The sequence below is a fragment of the Enterococcus sp. NBRC 3427 genome (assembly GCF_007996925.1).
Lineage (GTDB): Bacteria > Bacillota > Bacilli > Lactobacillales > Enterococcaceae > Enterococcus_B > Enterococcus_B lactis.
This window is the reverse complement of record NZ_BJLL01000016.1, coordinates 19140-35251: the sequence shown is the minus strand read 5'-3', so window position 1 is coordinate 35251 and position 16112 is coordinate 19140. Positions and strand designations below refer to the sequence as shown.

Sequence of the window (16112 nt, the reverse complement as noted above, 5' to 3'; positions counted from 1 at the left end):
AAATTTGGCTTATCACCGATAAGCTGGTACTGGAACACCGTATATTAGAGGTTGTGACAGTAGCATAGTAGCATTTTGACCTAAGTGCTAGAGTGAAAATAAAACAGAGCTTCCCAGATTCTTCATCTGTGAGCGGTAGTGTCGTAGTCACCAGATTTAAAAAAAGATTCGACAGCTAGTCAGAAGTGCCTAATAGGCGCTAAGAAAGCGTTGACAAAAGCGTTTGCTTTCGATAATATAAAGAAAACGATACAACTTGGATAGTGATTGCCTGATGCAAGCTAAACCTGATGAGTCTCCCATGGTTCCATGGACGGCTTTTTGGGTTTTTCTTTTTGTTTTGGATACAGCCCTATATAATCATGGAAAGGAGCAAAACATGCTGATTGAGAAAGTACTAAATAACAACGTCGTAATAACCAGGAATGAAAGAAATCAGGAAATGATTGTGATGGGAAAAGGTTTGGCATTCAAAAAGAAAGTGGGTGACCCGATTTTTGACTCATGCATCGACAAAAAATTTCAGTTGACAAATGACGGACTTTCACAACAGTTCCAAGAATTGGCACAAGCGATTCCTCTTGAGTACTTAGAAATTTCTTGTGAAATCATTGAATATACAAAAGAGGCTCTACAAGTCCATTTGAATGATTCTGTATATATTGCATTGACGGATCATTTGTATACGGCTATCGAACGTCACAAAATGGGAATATTTGTACCAAATGTATTGCTGTATGATATCAAACAACTGTTTCCTAAAGAGTATGCCATCGGGAAAAAAACAGTGAAGAAAATCTCGGATAAATACCACATCAAGTTATCAGAAGACGAAGCCGGATTTATCGCATTGCATTTAGTCAATGCACAAGGCATTCAAAGCCAGCAAGACAATACCTACCTGTTTACCACAACAATACAGGATATTTTAAATATCGTCCGCTATTACTATAAGATTACATTTGATGAAGATTCAGTCCACTTTTTTCGATTCGTCACACACCTGCGTTTTTTTCTGACACGTGTCCTAGATGGAGCGAAATCAGAAGATGGAGAAGTTTCTGAGGAATTGTTCCAAGTTATTCAAAAAAAATATAAGGATACGTTTGGTTGCGTTGAGAAAATAGTAGACTTTTTAGCCGAGGCATTCAACTACCAGATGTCCACGGATGAAAAAATGTATTTAACGATCCATACTGCGCGTTTAGTGCATGAGAATCGTTGTAAATAAATAAAAAAAGGAGGATAAATTAACAAGAACGTATGAAAATAAGGGTAGTGACATTCAGTTGGCTAAACCTTCCACTAATAAATTGGAGGGAATAGAAATGGGAAAATACCAAGAATTAGCAGAAAACATCGTAAAGAATATCGGAGGAAAAGAAAATATCCGTAGCTTGACACACTGTGTGACGCGGCTTCGTTTCAAACTAAAGGAGGAAAATAAAGCAAAGGATGATGTTTTGAAAAAGATGGAAGGGATAGTTACCATCATGAAAAGCGGCGGGCAATATCAAGTTGTCATCGGGAATCACGTGCCAGATGTCTATGCAGAAGTACTGACAGCAGCAGGGATTTCCGATGAAGCAGAAGAAGAGGTTTCTTCAAGTAGTAACCTGTTCAATCGATTAATCGACATATTAAGTGGCTGTTTCCAACCTTTTTTAGGTGCTTTGGCTGCAGCGGGAATGGTCAAAGGATTAAATGCTTTGTTCTTGTTTCTCAAATTTTATACTGAAGGATCGGGTACGTACATCATGCTGAATGGGATAGGGGATGCAATTTTTTATTTCATGCCAGTGATCTTGGGGTACACAGCAGCGAAAAAATTTCATCTGAATCCGATGGTGGGGATTGTGATTGGTGCAGCACTTTGTTACCCGACTGTACAAGGAGCAGCACTACAAAGTGGTTTCTCTGATGGCAGTCCTGCCCCTTATAGCTTGCTGGGTCTTCCGGCTTATGAAACATTTTTGGGTATCCCATGGGTGGGCAGCAGTTATACCAGTAGCGTCGTACCTGTTATCTTCATTATCGCATTTGCCGGACAAGTCCAAAAAATTGCTAAGAAATGGATTCCTGCGGTCGTCCAGACCTTTTTGGTTCCTTTTTCTGTGTTATTAATCGCACTTCCTGCTGGCTTTTTGATTATCGGCCCGATTGTCAGTATACTGACAGATCTATTAAGCACGGGATTCCAAGCATTGATGGACTTTTCTCCAGCTGTGTATGGTGCAGTTCTAGGATTTCTTTGGCAAGTACTGGTGATTTTCGGACTTCATTGGAGTATTATCCCTCTTGCGATTATGCAGCTAGCGCAAAACGGGTGGAGTCAGATGTTAGTAGGCGTTTATGGTGCGAGTTTTGCACAGACCGCAGTGGTATTGGCGATGTATTTCAAGTTCAAGGATCAAAAAATGAAGGCGCTTTGCATGCCAGCTGTGATTTCAGGAATCTTCGGCGTAACAGAACCAGCCATTTATGGAATCACCTTACCGAAGAAGAAGCCATTTATTTACTCGATGATTGGTGGTGCCATTTCAGGAATCTATTTGATGGCATCTGGAACAATCAGCTACACAATGGGCGGATTAGGGATTTTTGGGGTGGTAAACTACATCACGGAAACAGACGCCAGTGGTATGTTTCAAGCGTTTATCGGCATTGCTATTGCTTCGGTAATCGGGTTTTCGCTGACTTTTTTCTTTTGGAAGGATGAAGCAGATGAAACAGATGCTATACAGAAAAAATCAGGTAAAGAAATTGTAAAAACACCGATACAAGGACAAATCGCTCCACTGAATGCAGCAAAGGATGCAGCTTTTGCACAAGGAACACTAGGTCGAGGAATCTTGATCTACCCTGAAAAAGGAGAAGTACGTGCCCCTTTTGACGGAACAGTCATGACCCTGTTCCCGACGAAACATGCAATTGGAATGGTTTCTGAAACAGGTCTGGAATTGCTGATTCATGTCGGATTGGATACTGTTCAGTTGGAAGGGAAATATTTTGAAAGCTTGGTGCAGCAAGGAGAAAGAGTGAAACAAGGCGATCTGTTGCTCCGCTTCGACAAAAAGAAAATCGAAGAGGAAGGATACAGTTTAGAAACACCTGTGATCGTCACCAATTACACGGATTATTTAGATATTTTAGAAAATCAAGGGGAGACGGTCGGGCCAGACGATGCACTTATCACCGCACTGACCTGAACGGTTAGGTGAAAGAATGGACTAGGCTTAACTATTCTTTTTATTCCACTTCTTTATTTTCGAAATTGAAAGGCTCTTTCATGATGGCCGAGCTGATAGGGCGTTTATCGAATTTTTGTCCTACAGAGATTAGATGGACTAAATTCTGTTGATAATTTTCTGCAAAAACACAACTATATAACACGTCTAGAAGATAACAAATCGATGTATTGATCGTAAAATTACCAATTTTTGAATACAGTCGCTCGCGTGTCGTAAGTCGCAAAGCGGCTGTACTCATTGAGGATAGAGTTGAATCACCGATACTGGTCAAAGCTAAAATTGGAACATGATTTTGTTTCAATATTTCTGCGGTACGAAGGATCACATTGTTTTCACCCGTATAAGAAATCAGAATCCCGCACATATCACTCGTGCAATTGTACGCTTCATAGAACGATTCACCAAAAGTGGTGACAATTGTGACATCCATTTTGATGCGCTTCATTTTCAGCATGAAATCTTGAGAAATCAAAGTATTCGAGTTACTGGCGAAAATCACGATTTTTTTTGCTTGAAGCATTAGTTGTTTGGCTTTTTGCAGTTGGTCATGATGAATGAGAGAAAGTGTATCTTGAATCGTCATCTGTTCTAAAGAAGCCATTTTATTTGCGATCGTCATAATACCGTCTGTGGTGGAAAAAGGAAGATTCGCATCTACGTCTTGAAAATTCCCATCAAGATAGGCTGTTTCAGCTAAAAAAGCATTACGAAAACTGACCCAGCCATCAAAACCCATTTTTTTTGCTACACGGATGAGTGTGGACGGGTGGACATAACATCGCTCAGCGATCTCTTGGATGGTCATTTCGCCAAGTGCTGGAGAATCACTTAAGAGAAACTGAATCACTTCATTTTCTGAAGGAGAAAAGGAGATTTCTTTAATTTTTTCACGTAATAACATGTAGATACCTTCTTCTTGTTTTTTTACGTAAATTATAACTTTTTTGAAAATGATTTGTAAACGAATTTATGTTGTACAGCTTAAAAAAGACGTTTTTTGACAAGATATTTACAAAAATCCAATAGAAAACACTAACTTTTGTAAATCTTACTGGAAAGAAACGAATTTCTATTGTTTGTTTTGTTTACAAAAAAGATAATAAAAGTGTAAAAAGTAAAGGAGTGAGAACATGGCAAAAGGAATCAAAATCGCTACGATTGGTGGAGGCAGCAGTTACACCCCCGAGTTGATGGAAGGATTTATCAAAAGATATGAGGAATTACCGATACGAGAAATCTGGCTCGTAGATGTAGAAGAAGGAAAAGAAAAGCTTGAGATCGTCAGTCAGATGTCTCAGCGTATGTGGGATGCTTCTCCGTATGAAGTCAAAATTTATGCAACTCTGGATCGGGAAGAAGCATTGAAAGATGCGGATTTTGTTACGACTCAGTTTCGTGTCGGTCAATTAGATGCACGAATCAAAGACGAGCGGATCCCTAGTTATTATGGGATGATTGGGCAAGAAACAAATGGTGCTGGCGGGATATTCAAAGCTTTTCGTACCGTTCCAGTGGTTTTGGCAATCGTTGAAGACATGAAGCGTTTATGTCCAAATGCTTGGCTAATCAATTTCGCGAACCCAAGTGGGATGGTGACAGAAGCAGTTATCAGATATGGCAAATGGGATAAAGTGATCGGATTATGCAATGTGCCAGTAATGGCGATGATGACAGAACCAGCAATGCTTGGCAAGAAAAAAGAAGAGCTGATCTACAAGTTTGCCGGTCTAAATCACTTCCATTGGCACAAAGTAGCAGATAATAAAGGAAATGACCGCACGGCAGAATTGATTGATCGTTTATACGATGAAGACAATGGATTGCCGAAAAATATCTTTGATATCCCGTTTTTTAAAGAACAATTAAAACAAATGAACATGATCCCTTGTGGCTACCACCGCTATTACTATCGTGAAGAAGAAATGCTGGAACATGCTTTAGAAGAATATCAAACGATTGGTACAAGAGCGCAGCAAGTGAAAGAAACAGAAGCAGAGCTGTTTGAATTATACAAAGATCCAGAATTGAATCATAAACCTGAACAATTGCAAAAACGAGGTGGTGCTTATTATTCAGATGCTGCCTGTGAAACGATTGCTTCGATCTATGGAAATAAAGAAACACAGATCGTGGTATCTACAAAGAATGATGGAGCTGTTCCTGATCTGCCGGCAGATTGTGTAGTAGAAGTCACTGCCTATGTTGGCGCACAAGGCGCACGAAATGTAGCGTTTGGTTCCCTTCCTGCTGCTGAAAGAGGGTGGTTGCAAGTAATGAAGAATATGGAATTGCTGACGATCGAAGCAACCGTGACTGGTGATTATGGAACAGCTTTACAAGCGTTTACGATCAATCCACTTATACGATCAGGAAAGACAGCAAAACGGATCATGGATGAGTTGTTTATTGCACATCAGCAGTATTTACCGCAATTCAAGGAAACAATCAGCCGGTTAAAAGCAGAAGGAATCGAAGTCCAAGATGAACTGGCAAGAGAATTATCAAGCAATTCACATGTAATGGAGGAAGTATGATGGGATTCAGAAAAGATTTTTTATGGGGCGGTGCTACAGCAGCCAATCAATGCGAGGGCGGTTATGATGAAGGCGGACGTGGGTTAGCGAACGTAGATGTTGTGCCAATCGGAGAAGACCGTTTTCCTGTCATTACTGGAAAAAAGAAAATGTTTGAATTTGATGAGGATCATTTTTATCCAGCAAAAATTGCGATCGATATGTATCATCATTATAAGGAAGATATTGCTTTGTTTGCAGAAATGGGGTTCAAGACTTATCGGATGTCCATTGCTTGGAGTCGTATTTTTCCAATGGGCGATGAAAAAGAGCCAAATGAATCTGGTTTGAAATTTTATGAGGATGTCTTTAAAGAATGTCAAAAGTACGGAATCGAGCCGCTTGTGACGATTACACATTTTGATTGTCCGATGCATTTGATCAAAGAATATGGTGCGTGGCGTTCCAGAGAACTCGTTGGTTTTTATGAAAATCTGTGCCGAGTCATCTTCAATCGCTATAAAGGACTTGTCAAATATTGGTTGACATTCAATGAGATCAATATGATCCTTCATGCACCATTCATGGGCGCAGGGCTGTATTTTGAAGAAGGAGAAAATGAAGAACAAATCAAATATCAAGCGGCACATCATGAGTTGGTTGCAAGTGCCATCGCAACGAAGATTGCTCATGAAGTAGATCCGGAGAACAAAGTAGGCTGTATGCTGGCAGCAGGAGCATATTATCCATACACTTGCAATCCTGAAGATGTTTGGGCTTCTAGAAAATCAGATCGAGAAAATTATTTCTTCATTGATGTCCAGTCACGAGGAGAATATCCCGCTTATGCATTGAAAGAAATGGAACGAAATGGCATTCAGATCGAAATGGAACCTGGGGATGCCGCATTGCTGAAAGAACATACTGTTGATTTTATCTCCTTTTCTTACTATTCTTCTCGAGTTTCGACTACTGACAACGAACTCTTGGAACAGACTGCAGGAAATATCTTTGCTTCTGTCAAAAATCCATATCTGGAAGCAAGTGAATGGGGTTGGCAAATTGATCCATTAGGCTTGAGAATAACGATGAATGATATTTATGATCGTTATCAAAAACCACTATTTATTGTAGAAAACGGCTTAGGTGCAGTCGATACGCCTGATGAGAATGGTTATGTGGAAGATGACTATCGAATCGACTATCTGGCAGCACATATCCAGGCAATGAAAGATGCAGTAGAATTAGATGGAGTTGATCTATTAGGCTATACGACTTGGGGATGTATTGATTTAGTATCAGCTGGTACAGGTGAGATGAAGAAAAGGTACGGATTCATTTATGTCGATCGTGACAACGAAGGAAATGGCACATTAGCCCGTTCGAAGAAGAAATCATTCAACTGGTATAAAAAAGTAATTGATTCAAATGGAGAAAATCTTTCGAACGATTAATCAATGATTTATAAAAGTCTATTGTTTTTCAGCGGATTTTTCGAGTATAATAAAGCTATTCGAGAAACGCAAGCAGAACAATAGACTTTTTTTTGCATTAGCTGTAAAGTATGCTTACTTGATTAAGTAAAGGAGAATCTACATATGTATGATGTAATCGTTATTGGCGCAGGTCCTGCTGGGATGACTGCTGCTTTATATGCTTCACGTTCAAACTTATCCGTATTGATGATCGAACAAGGCGCCCCTGGCGGCCAAATGAACAATACGGCAGAAATCGAAAACTATCCTGGTTTCGATTCAATCATGGGTCCTGATCTAGCTTATAAGATGTATGAAGGTGTTTCAAGATTTGGGACAGAAAATGCTTATGGAATCGTGCAAGATATCAAGGATCACGGCAGCCACAAAGAAGTTATTTGTGAAGATAAAACTTACGAAGGAAAAACAGTCATTATCGCAACAGGCTGTATCCACCGTAAATTAGGCGTACCTGGCGAGGAAGAATTTGCTGGACGTGGCGTTTCTTACTGTGCAGTTTGTGATGGTGCATTTTTCCGTAACAAACGTCTAGTAGTGATCGGAGGAGGAGACTCAGCAGTAGAAGAAGCCATTTATTTGACACAATTTGCTTCTGAAGTAGTCATCGTCCACCGTAGAGATGAATTACGTGCACAAAAGATCATCCAAGACCGTGCATTTGCGAATGAAAAAATTTCCTTTATGTGGGATACAGTCGTTGACGAAATCGTTGGGAATGAAATGGTAGTGACAGGTGTGAAAGCACGTAATGTCAAAACCGGCAATGAGTTTGATTTGGCAGCAGACGGAGTATTCATCTATGTTGGACTGGATCCATTAACTGCACCATTTAGAGAAGCAGGGTTGACGAACGAAGCTGGCTGGATTCCAACAGACAACGAAATGAAGACGAATATACCAGGCGTTTTTGCCATCGGAGATGTTCGTGAAAAAGATTTGCGACAAATCACTACTGCTGTTGGTGATGGTGGGATCGCTGGACAACAAGTGTATAAATACTTGGAATCTTTAGAAGAAACAACTGCATAAGTTTAAAAAGAGTGAAAGAACGGTTTCAATTGTTCTTTTACTCTTTTTTTTCGCGTGAATTCTACTGAATCCGATTTATGCGAATACTTGTAACCGTGCTTGATAAAAGAATCCTTTCTTGATTTAAGCGTTTTTTGGCCCTCATACTTTCATATCTAATAAGTGAATGCTATACTTATTAAGAACCATATTTCAGAAAGAGGTGTTATTTTCATGTCTTGGGAACAAGTGTATGAACAATGGGTACATGAAGAAAATTTAGAAGAAAACTTAAAAAAACAATTAAATGATCTGGGTGAAGATCCTGAAAAACTTGAAGATGCTTTTTATGCACCGTTGGAATTCGGTACTGCAGGCATGCGGGGAATCTTAGGACCTGGGATCAATCGAATGAACATCTATACGGTAAGACAAGCAACAGAAGGACTTGCACGTTTCATGGATACACAAGGTGAAGAAACAAAACGCCGAGGTGTCGCTATCGCTTATGACTCACGCCATCAATCGCCAGAATTTGCCATGGAAGCAGCCAAAACATTAGCACATCACAATATCCCATCTTATGTATTCGAAAGTCTACGTCCAACACCAGAGCTTTCTTTTGCAGTCCGTCATTTGAAGACGTTTGCGGGAATCATGGTAACCGCATCCCACAATCCAGCAGCTTACAACGGATATAAAGTCTACGGAGAAGATGGGGGACAAATGCCTCCTGCAGACGCAGATGCATTGACGAAATATGTCCGTGAAGTCAGCAATCCGTTAAAAGTTGAAGTATTATCTGACGAAGAAGCTGAACATAGCGGATTGATCACGATTATCGGAGAAGAAGTGGATGCCGCTTATCTAGAAGAAATCAAAGCAGTAACGATTGATCATGAATTGGTGGAAACAATGGGGAAAGATTTGAAACTTGTGTACACACCACTTCACGGAACAGGAAAAATGTTGGGTGAACGTGCGTTGAAACAAGCTGGATTCGAACAATTCGTACTAGTTCCAGAACAAGCTGTCGCAGACCCAGATTTCACTACAGTCAAATCACCAAATCCAGAAGAACACTCTGCTTTTGAGTATGCGATGCGACTTGGCGAGAAAGAAGGCGCTGACTTGCTGATTGCAACAGATCCTGATGCAGACCGTTTAGGTGCAGCCGTTCGTTTGCCAAATGGCTCCTATGAAGTATTGACCGGAAACCAAATCGGAGCACTGTTTGCTCAATATATTTTGGAAGCACACCAATCGCGAGGCACTTTACCTGAAAACGCCGCGGTATTGAAATCGATCGTTTCTAGCGAATTGCCTACAGCAATTGCGGAACACTATGGTGCTACCATGTTCAATGTATTGACAGGATTCAAATTCATTGCTGAAAAAATTCAACAATTTGAAGAAGATCATTCCCATACTTTTATGTTCGGATTCGAAGAAAGTTACGGTTATTTAGTTAAACCTTTCGTTCGCGACAAAGACGCGATCCAAGCATTGCTCTTATTAGCAGAAGTAGCAGCTTACTATAAAAAACAAGGCAAAACGTTGTATGACGGCTTGCAAACGATTTTTGAAACCTATGGCTACTACGCAGAAAAAACGATTTCTGTGACAATGAGCGGACAAGAAGGTTCTGCGAAAATCTCTGCTTTGATGGAAAAATTCCGTGAAGAAGCACCGACAGAATTTGCCGGAGCAAAAGTCATCCAAACAGAAGACTTTAAAGAGTTGACGAGAACAGACCGTGAAGGAAACGTAGAAAAACTAACGACACCGCCATCTGACGTATTGAAGTATACGCTGGAAGAAAATGGCTGGATCGCTATCCGTCCTTCAGGAACTGAGCCAAAAATCAAATTTTATATCGGTGTAAAAGGAAGCTCTTCAGAAGACGCAGCTGGAAAAGTAGCCGCTTATGAAGCGATTATCAAAAAAATGACAGAAGAATAAAAAAACTTGAGACTGATGGAAAAAGTGGTAAACTTTAGAAGTCAGTCTTTTTTCAAGTTGGAGGTGAATGGATTGCCAGACACGCAAAAAACAAAAGTAGAGAAAGTCAGCCAACTATTCAAAATGTTGAGTGACCCCACTCGTCTCAAAATTCTGCTGTATCTGAAAGACGGGGAGCAAAATGTGACAGCAATCACCCAAGCAGTGGAAATGGAACAATCTGCTGTATCGCATCAACTGCGTTTATTAAGAGAAAACCATGTCGTCAAGTCCCATCGTGAGGGAAAAGCGATTTTGTATAGTCTTGATGATTCTCACGTACTAGATATTTTGAACCAGACACTCAAGCATGTGGAACATCAATAACGATAGGTGCAAATAGAGACAAACTGGACTGTGTCAACGAATCTTCTTCGCTGACACAGTCCAGTTTTTTTTAAGAAAAAGACAAGAAAAATTGTTAGTCTGTTTCTTCGGTGGTTTCAGTTCCATAATAACTATGATCTTCTAGGTCTAAAGCATTCAAAATAAGCGAAGCTGTTTCTTCAATAGATAAAGAAGCGACATTGATTACTACGCAGCCCAATTTTTCATAAAGATCATTCGCAAAATCGAGTTCAGCTCGTATTTTTTCGATATCGGAATAAGCAGTATCAGGATTTAATCCGTAAGAGCGCATCCGTTCTTTACGGATATTGTTTAAAATATCTGGGTTATTCGTCAGTCCCACGATTTTTTTAGGATCAATTTCCCAAAGCTGTTTGGGAATATGTGCTTGTGGGATCAAAGGAAGATTGGCAACTTTTAAATTTTTGTTAGCTAAAAACAAGCTCAAAGGCGTTTTGGAAGTTCGGGATACGCCTAGCAAAACGACATCTGCTTCTAGAAACCCACGAGGATCTTTCCCGTCATCATATTTTACAGCAAATTCCATTGCTTTGATCCGTTTGAAATAGTTCTCATTCAATAAATGAAGGGCGCCAGGTTGCCGAATGGGCTTGATACCAGTTAAGCGCTCGATTTCTGATATCGGCGGAGTCATCACATCGAAACTAAATAATTGATGTTCTTCACAAAAAGCACGCGTCATCTCGATCAATTCTTGATTGATCAATGTGTGCAGGACAAGGGCATTTTCTTCTAGTGCATCTTGCAGTGCCTGCATCAATGTTTTCTCATCTGTCACAAATGTTCTGCGGAATAAATTGAACTCAACGGTAGGATATTGGGCCATAGTGGCTTGCGCTAGTTTTGTCGCAGTTTCTCCAGCAGAGTCGGAGATGACAAAAAAAGTAACGATTTCTGTAGAATCGGAAGACATGGATAAAACCTCACTTGCATTTTTTTTATGTTTATTATACCATACTCTAGAATGTGTACTTCGTAATCATTTTGATTTGGAGGAATAAGTCATGAAAAAACAGACATTGATCGAACAATCACTAGAAACATTGAAAAATAACGGTTTTAAATATACTAAAAAAAGAGAAGCATTGTTAACTTATTTAGTGAAGCGCAATCGCTACGTATCCGCTAAAGAAGTTTTTGACTATATGAATCAGGAATTCAAAGGAGTAAGTTACGATACGATTTATCGAAATCTCCATGATTTTGCAGAAATCGATTTACTGGAAGAAACCGATTTAAATGGAGAGATGAAGTTTCGTTTTCATTGCTGTCAAGGGGAAATCGGCCATCACCATCACTTTATCTGTACGGTGTGCGGAACAACGAAAGAAATCCATATGTGTCCAATGAATTATTTCGAAGAACAGCTCGGTGGATGTACGATCGAAGGGCATAGATTCGAGATTTTCGGAAGATGTGAAAATTGTCAATAAGGATTTAAATAAAATAACATTTGATAATTTTAAAAAAAAGCAAGATTTCCTTGACGGTCAAAACAGCATTAGATATAATATTCACAGGACAGTCTTGTTTTTTGAGATATATTTCAATAACAATTACGGTTACTTTTTAAGCTCGGAGGGAGGGAATTAACATGTCAAAAACAGTCGTTCGCAAAAACGAATCACTTGACGATGCTCTTCGTCGCTTCAAACGTTCCGTGTCAAAAGCGGGTACTTTACAAGAATCTCGTAAACGTGAATTCTACGAAAAACCAAGTGTAAGACGCAAGAAAAAATCTGAAGCAGCTAGAAAACGCAAAAAATTCTAGTTCTGTGATGAATTGGAGTTGGTAGTGTGTCACTACTAAGTAGATTAAACGATGACATGAAAACAGCGATGAAAGCGAAAGATAAGGAATCTTTACAAGTCATCCGAATGATCAAGTCATCTATACAAAACGAGCAGATTAAAGAAGGTCACGACTTGACAGAAGAAGAAGAATTAACGGTGTTGTCTCGAGAAATGAAACAGCGACGTGATTCTTTGCATGAGTTTGAAGAAGCAGGACGTGACGATTTAGCTGAAAAAGTAAAAAGTGAAATTGTGATAGTCGAAAAATACATGCCGGAACAACTTTCTGACGAAGAAATTCGACAACTTGTTCAAGAAGCAATCACGCAAACTGGTGCTTCATCAATGAAAGAATTTGGCAAAGTCATGGGTGCGATCATGCCTAAAGTCAAAGGAAAAGCAGATGGAAACCAAGTAAATGCCATTGTGAAAGAACTATTACAATCTTAATTTTATCATTTAAACTGCGGACAATCATTGTCCGCAGTTTTTTTGTGCTCGTAAAAAAGAGATCTAAAAAATAGCTAGATGAAAGAATAAGATTCTTTCATCTAGCTGTTTTTTTCCTGTTTAATATTTCTTATGTTAAATTGTGTTTGATTTGGTTATTCTTCTGGTAGTTCATTCGCTTCTTGTTTATACCCTGATAGGCGATAGGCGTAATAGAAGAGTAAGCTGCCAGCGTAACCAAGTAACGTTGGGACCATCCAGCCGAGTCCTAATGCAGCAAAAGGAACGTGATGATGATAAAATTCGAGCATGCTTGCTACAACTCTTTGTTGACTCACTAAAGCAGGCGAATTTGCCAGCATATCCAATACGGCGGGAACAGCAGCAAACAACATCGTTACTTGATAGACAAATGGTGTCTTTTGGAAAAATTTTGCTGTTAAGGAAAGCAAGATCAACGCAAGCGACAATGGATACAAAAGCATCAATACTGGTAAAGACCATTGGATGATATTGTCCAAACCAGCATTTGCAACGACAAAAGAGACGAAAGTCGTTAACCGCAGCCATGTCATATAACTGACTTTAGGGAACAGTTTATGGAAATCTTGTGCAAAAGAAACAACGAGTCCCATAGCGGTAGTGAAGACACCTAATGTGACCATCACTCCTAAGAAGCTAGCGCCGAAGTTACCTAAATAAAAATTAGTGATCTGAGAAAGTGCAGTTCCGCCATTTTCTGATAAAGACATTTTATTCAAACTCATCGCACCGAGAAGAACAAGACCAAAATAGATCATGACTTCTAGCGCAACGCTCAGGCTACCAGCTTTTGCTGTTAATTCTGTGACTTTTTTATCTTTGAAACCAAGGTCACGGACTGCATGGACAAAAGTGACACTTAGAGCAAGCAAAGCTACTGCATCAACCGTGTTATAACCTTCTAGGACACCATTTGTTAAAGCGTTTGTTTGGTAAGTATCTGCAGCAGATTGATTTAGATTTCCCATTGGGTGGAATAAAGAAACGACAAAAATGATTGCTAATAATGCAAGAAACAAGGAGTTTAGATACTTTCCGACGTATTTGACCAACCGTGTGGGATGGACAGTAAGGAAATAAGCAAGTAAAAAGAAAAGAGCAGAGAATAAAAACATACCTAATGAATTATATTTTTCAGGCAAAAATGGTTTAGCAGCCATTTCAAAAGCAGTAGCAGCTGTCCGTGGTGTACCGAAAAATGGTCCGATCGTCAAATGAACAAGGATTAAGAACAAGGCAGCATACCATTTTCCGACAGGTTTAGCTAAGTCATACAGACCATCACTTTTTGTCACTACTACAGCTAAGATAGCTAGTAATGGGAAAAGAGCGCCTGAGATGGCAAATCCTACGCCAGCACTGACCCAGTTTGCGCCAGCCATTTGACCTAAGTGGACAGGAAAGATTAGATTACCTGACCCGAAGAACATCCCGAAGATAAGTGAACTGACCATCAATAGTTGTTTCCATGAATAAGTTTTTGTTTCTTCCATAAATTTTTCCTCCAATAATTATCATTTTGATTGACGATATAAACGTTGTAGCAATTAGTAATGCCACTAATATCAGATTCCATGAAAACCACCACCTTAAAATATAAAAAAAGCCCTTTTCCACTTGGGAAAAGGGCTCTAGATTCTAGAACGGTACCACCTTTTTTCGCTTAAAAAAGCTTCTTCATTCACGGACGCTTTTTGATAAAGTTATCCGCTAGCCTGATAATGGAGGCAGCCACAATGATCTACGTTTTCGACATTGACTCGGAAATGATGTTCGTCTATTCGATTTATTGTCATTTTTCACTTACATGACTCACTGGGAATAAATCGTTGAATAGCCTACTGTTTTCCTCGACGCTTTGCTGTATGTTTATTTGTTGACGTAATAATACACCTGTTTTTTTTGAAATGCAAGAATATTTTAAATATTTTGTTTTCTTTTTTTGAAACAAGAAAAATACCTAGAGAATACCTGCTGAATGAAACGGAATATTTTATTCTCCGCTTTCATATAACTTACCTTCTCAGCTTCTTTTTATCAAAATGAGACCTTTAGCGAATGGAAACGGCTATTTTTTAACGTTTCTTGGTACGTATGGTTAAGCGGCTCTTTTACAACCTTTTCTTATTTGCTATATAGTTTCTTCTGAGTATGGTAAAATAGGAAAGAATGAATCGAAAAAAAGGGGATGTCTATTTTTGACGGAAGAGTCTAGTTCTTTAGAGATTAGATTGACAGCTGCTGATGATGTCAGCATGCTTTTAGGTGCACACGACAAGCATATAAAACTGATCGAGGAAACAACGGAAACAACCATCCATACACGTGGAGAAATCATTCAGATCATTGGTGAGCAATCCCAGATTTCCTTGGCTGCCTCAGTCATTCGGACATTACAGGAATTGATCAAACGAGGAATCCACGTAAGTACGCCAGATGTTGTGACGGCATTGAAAATGGGGCAAAAAGGTACATTAGACTATTTTGTTGAGATGTATGAGGAAGAGATCGTCAAAGACCGTAATGGGAAACCTATACGGGTAAAAAACAGCGGTCAAAAGAAATACGTTGAATCGGTAGCCAAACATGACATCGTATTTGGTGTAGGACCAGCCGGAACAGGGAAAACGTTTCTTGCCGTAGTATTAGCAATTGCTGCCCTAAAAAAAGGCGAAGTGCAAAAAATCATTCTGACGCGGCCCGCTGTGGAGGCAGGGGAAAACCTAGGCTTTCTACCCGGAGATCTGAAAGAAAAAGTGGATCCTTATCTGCGGCCTGTTTATGATGCTTTATACCAAATTTTTGGATTGGATCATACGAACCGATTGATGGAACGAGGCGTGATCGAAATCGCACCTTTAGCTTACATGCGGGGGCGGACATTGGATGATGCATTCGTTATCTTGGACGAAGCACAAAACACGACAGTCGCTCAGATGAAAATGTTCTTGACCCGTCTCGGTTATCAATCAAAAATGATTGTCAATGGGGATACAAGTCAGATAGACTTGCCTCGAGGGACGACAAGCGGTCTTGTTCATGCAGAGCGAACACTAAAGCAAATCAAAAAAATCGATTTTGTTAATTTTGAAGCAAGTGACGTTGTTCGGCACCCTGTAGTTGCCGAAATCATCAAAGCTTATGAAAAGGCGGATCTTCATCAAGAATAAGCTTTGCTTAGGAGGATA

14 protein-coding genes are annotated in these 16112 nt (G+C 39.6%); 11 read left to right on the top strand and 3 right to left on the bottom strand.

The features are described from left to right. The first annotated feature begins 379 nt into the window (after window positions 1–379). Both licT and ESP02_RS05595 read left to right on the top strand, forming a co-directional pair. Window positions 380–1231, top strand: coding sequence for a BglG family transcription antiterminator LicT (licT, locus tag ESP02_RS05600; RefSeq protein WP_010732164.1), 852 nt, complete (start codon window positions 380–382; stop codon window positions 1229–1231). Between the two features lie 97 nt (window positions 1232–1328). Then, a complete protein-coding gene (locus ESP02_RS05595) occupies window positions 1329–3209 on the top strand; it encodes a beta-glucoside-specific PTS transporter subunit IIABC (protein ID WP_038398516.1) in 1881 nt (626 codons plus the stop codon). 40 nt (window positions 3210–3249) lie between these two features. Here the strand turns inward: ESP02_RS05595 and ESP02_RS05590 are convergent, their stop codons facing one another. Next, window positions 3250–4152 carry a MurR/RpiR family transcriptional regulator gene (locus ESP02_RS05590; RefSeq protein WP_002400509.1) on the bottom strand — a complete coding sequence of 301 codons (903 nt, stop codon included), beginning with the start codon at window positions 4150–4152 and terminating at the stop codon, window positions 3250–3252. A gap of 229 nt (window positions 4153–4381) precedes the next feature. Here ESP02_RS05590 and ESP02_RS05585 point away from each other — a divergent pair, with 229 nt between their 5' ends. The 5 genes from ESP02_RS05585 to ESP02_RS05565 all read left to right on the top strand — a co-directional run bounded on the left by ESP02_RS05585 (window position 4382) and on the right by ESP02_RS05565 (window position 10596). After that, complete coding sequence (locus ESP02_RS05585; RefSeq protein ID WP_002400506.1) at window positions 4382–5785, top strand: 6-phospho-beta-glucosidase; 1404 nt, start codon at window positions 4382–4384, stop codon at window positions 5783–5785. Further along, window positions 5785–7218: a 6-phospho-beta-glucosidase gene (locus ESP02_RS05580; RefSeq protein ID WP_002322636.1), complete on the top strand. Its 1434-nt coding sequence runs from the start codon at window positions 5785–5787 to the stop codon at window positions 7216–7218. Before ESP02_RS05585 ends, ESP02_RS05580 begins: the two co-directional genes overlap by 1 nt. 144 nt (window positions 7219–7362) lie before the next feature. Beyond that, window positions 7363–8289 (top strand): thioredoxin-disulfide reductase, encoded by a 927-nt coding sequence (gene trxB / locus ESP02_RS05575; protein WP_002291688.1) that lies wholly within the window; start codon window positions 7363–7365, stop codon window positions 8287–8289. Between the two features lie 213 nt (window positions 8290–8502). Continuing rightward, the gene (locus tag ESP02_RS05570) at window positions 8503–10230 is read left to right on the top strand and encodes a phospho-sugar mutase (protein ID WP_010732169.1); all 1728 of its coding nucleotides are present in this window, start codon (window positions 8503–8505) and stop codon (window positions 10228–10230) included. A 15-nt stretch (window positions 10231–10245) separates the two neighbouring features. Next, on the top strand, window positions 10246–10596 hold the full coding sequence (locus ESP02_RS05565) for a helix-turn-helix transcriptional regulator (RefSeq protein ID WP_002316410.1): 351 nt from the start codon (window positions 10246–10248) through the stop codon (window positions 10594–10596). A 94-nt stretch (window positions 10597–10690) separates the two neighbouring features. On the opposite strand, the gene ESP02_RS05560 is transcribed toward ESP02_RS05565, so the two are convergent. After that, the gene (locus ESP02_RS05560; RefSeq protein WP_010732170.1) at window positions 10691–11551 is read right to left on the bottom strand and encodes a pyruvate, water dikinase regulatory protein; all 861 of its coding nucleotides are present in this window, start codon (window positions 11549–11551) and stop codon (window positions 10691–10693) included. Between the two features lie 91 nt (window positions 11552–11642). Here ESP02_RS05560 and ESP02_RS05555 point away from each other — a divergent pair, with 91 nt between their 5' ends. The 3 genes from ESP02_RS05555 to ESP02_RS05545 all read left to right on the top strand — a co-directional run bounded on the left by ESP02_RS05555 (window position 11643) and on the right by ESP02_RS05545 (window position 12882). After that, window positions 11643–12071: a Fur family transcriptional regulator gene (locus ESP02_RS05555; RefSeq protein ID WP_002287322.1), complete on the top strand. Its 429-nt coding sequence runs from the start codon at window positions 11643–11645 to the stop codon at window positions 12069–12071. 161 nt (window positions 12072–12232) lie between these two features. Then, window positions 12233–12409 (top strand): 30S ribosomal protein S21, encoded by a 177-nt coding sequence (gene rpsU / locus ESP02_RS05550; RefSeq protein ID WP_002287321.1) that lies wholly within the window; start codon window positions 12233–12235, stop codon window positions 12407–12409. 26 nt (window positions 12410–12435) lie between these two features. Then, complete coding sequence (locus ESP02_RS05545) at window positions 12436–12882, top strand: GatB/YqeY domain-containing protein (protein ID WP_002291695.1); 447 nt, start codon at window positions 12436–12438, stop codon at window positions 12880–12882. 155 nt (window positions 12883–13037) lie between these two features. On the opposite strand, the gene brnQ is transcribed toward ESP02_RS05545, so the two are convergent. Beyond that, complete coding sequence (gene brnQ / locus ESP02_RS05540) at window positions 13038–14417, bottom strand: branched-chain amino acid transport system II carrier protein (RefSeq protein WP_002291696.1); 1380 nt, start codon at window positions 14415–14417, stop codon at window positions 13038–13040. A 705-nt stretch (window positions 14418–15122) separates the two neighbouring features. On the opposite strand from brnQ, the gene ESP02_RS05535 reads away from it, so the two are divergent. Next, window positions 15123–16094, top strand: coding sequence for a PhoH family protein (locus tag ESP02_RS05535; RefSeq protein WP_002291698.1), 972 nt, complete (start codon window positions 15123–15125; stop codon window positions 16092–16094). The last annotated feature ends 18 nt before the right edge of the window (window positions 16095–16112 follow it).

What these genes read in the sequence shown, in the direction of transcription:
- licT (WP_010732164.1), top strand. Translation starts at nt 380, where the DNA reads ATGCTGATTGAGAAAGTACTAAATAACAACGTCGTAATAACCAGGAAT.
- ESP02_RS05595 (WP_038398516.1), top strand. Translation starts at nt 1,329, where the DNA reads ATGGGAAAATACCAAGAATTAGCAGAAAACATCGTAAAGAATATCGGA.
- ESP02_RS05590 (WP_002400509.1), bottom strand. Translation starts at nt 4,152, where the DNA reads ATGTTATTACGTGAAAAAATTAAAGAAATCTCCTTTTCTCCTTCAGAA.
- ESP02_RS05585 (WP_002400506.1), top strand. Translation starts at nt 4,382, where the DNA reads ATGGCAAAAGGAATCAAAATCGCTACGATTGGTGGAGGCAGCAGTTAC.
- ESP02_RS05580 (WP_002322636.1), top strand. Translation starts at nt 5,785, where the DNA reads ATGGGATTCAGAAAAGATTTTTTATGGGGCGGTGCTACAGCAGCCAAT.
- trxB (WP_002291688.1), top strand. Translation starts at nt 7,363, where the DNA reads ATGTATGATGTAATCGTTATTGGCGCAGGTCCTGCTGGGATGACTGCT.
- ESP02_RS05570 (WP_010732169.1), top strand. Translation starts at nt 8,503, where the DNA reads ATGTCTTGGGAACAAGTGTATGAACAATGGGTACATGAAGAAAATTTA.
- ESP02_RS05565 (WP_002316410.1), top strand. Translation starts at nt 10,246, where the DNA reads ATGGAAAAAGTGGTAAACTTTAGAAGTCAGTCTTTTTTCAAGTTGGAG.
- ESP02_RS05560 (WP_010732170.1), bottom strand. Translation starts at nt 11,551, where the DNA reads ATGTCTTCCGATTCTACAGAAATCGTTACTTTTTTTGTCATCTCCGAC.
- ESP02_RS05555 (WP_002287322.1), top strand. Translation starts at nt 11,643, where the DNA reads ATGAAAAAACAGACATTGATCGAACAATCACTAGAAACATTGAAAAAT.
- rpsU (WP_002287321.1), top strand. Translation starts at nt 12,233, where the DNA reads ATGTCAAAAACAGTCGTTCGCAAAAACGAATCACTTGACGATGCTCTT.
- brnQ (WP_002291696.1), bottom strand. Translation starts at nt 14,417, where the DNA reads ATGGAAGAAACAAAAACTTATTCATGGAAACAACTATTGATGGTCAGT.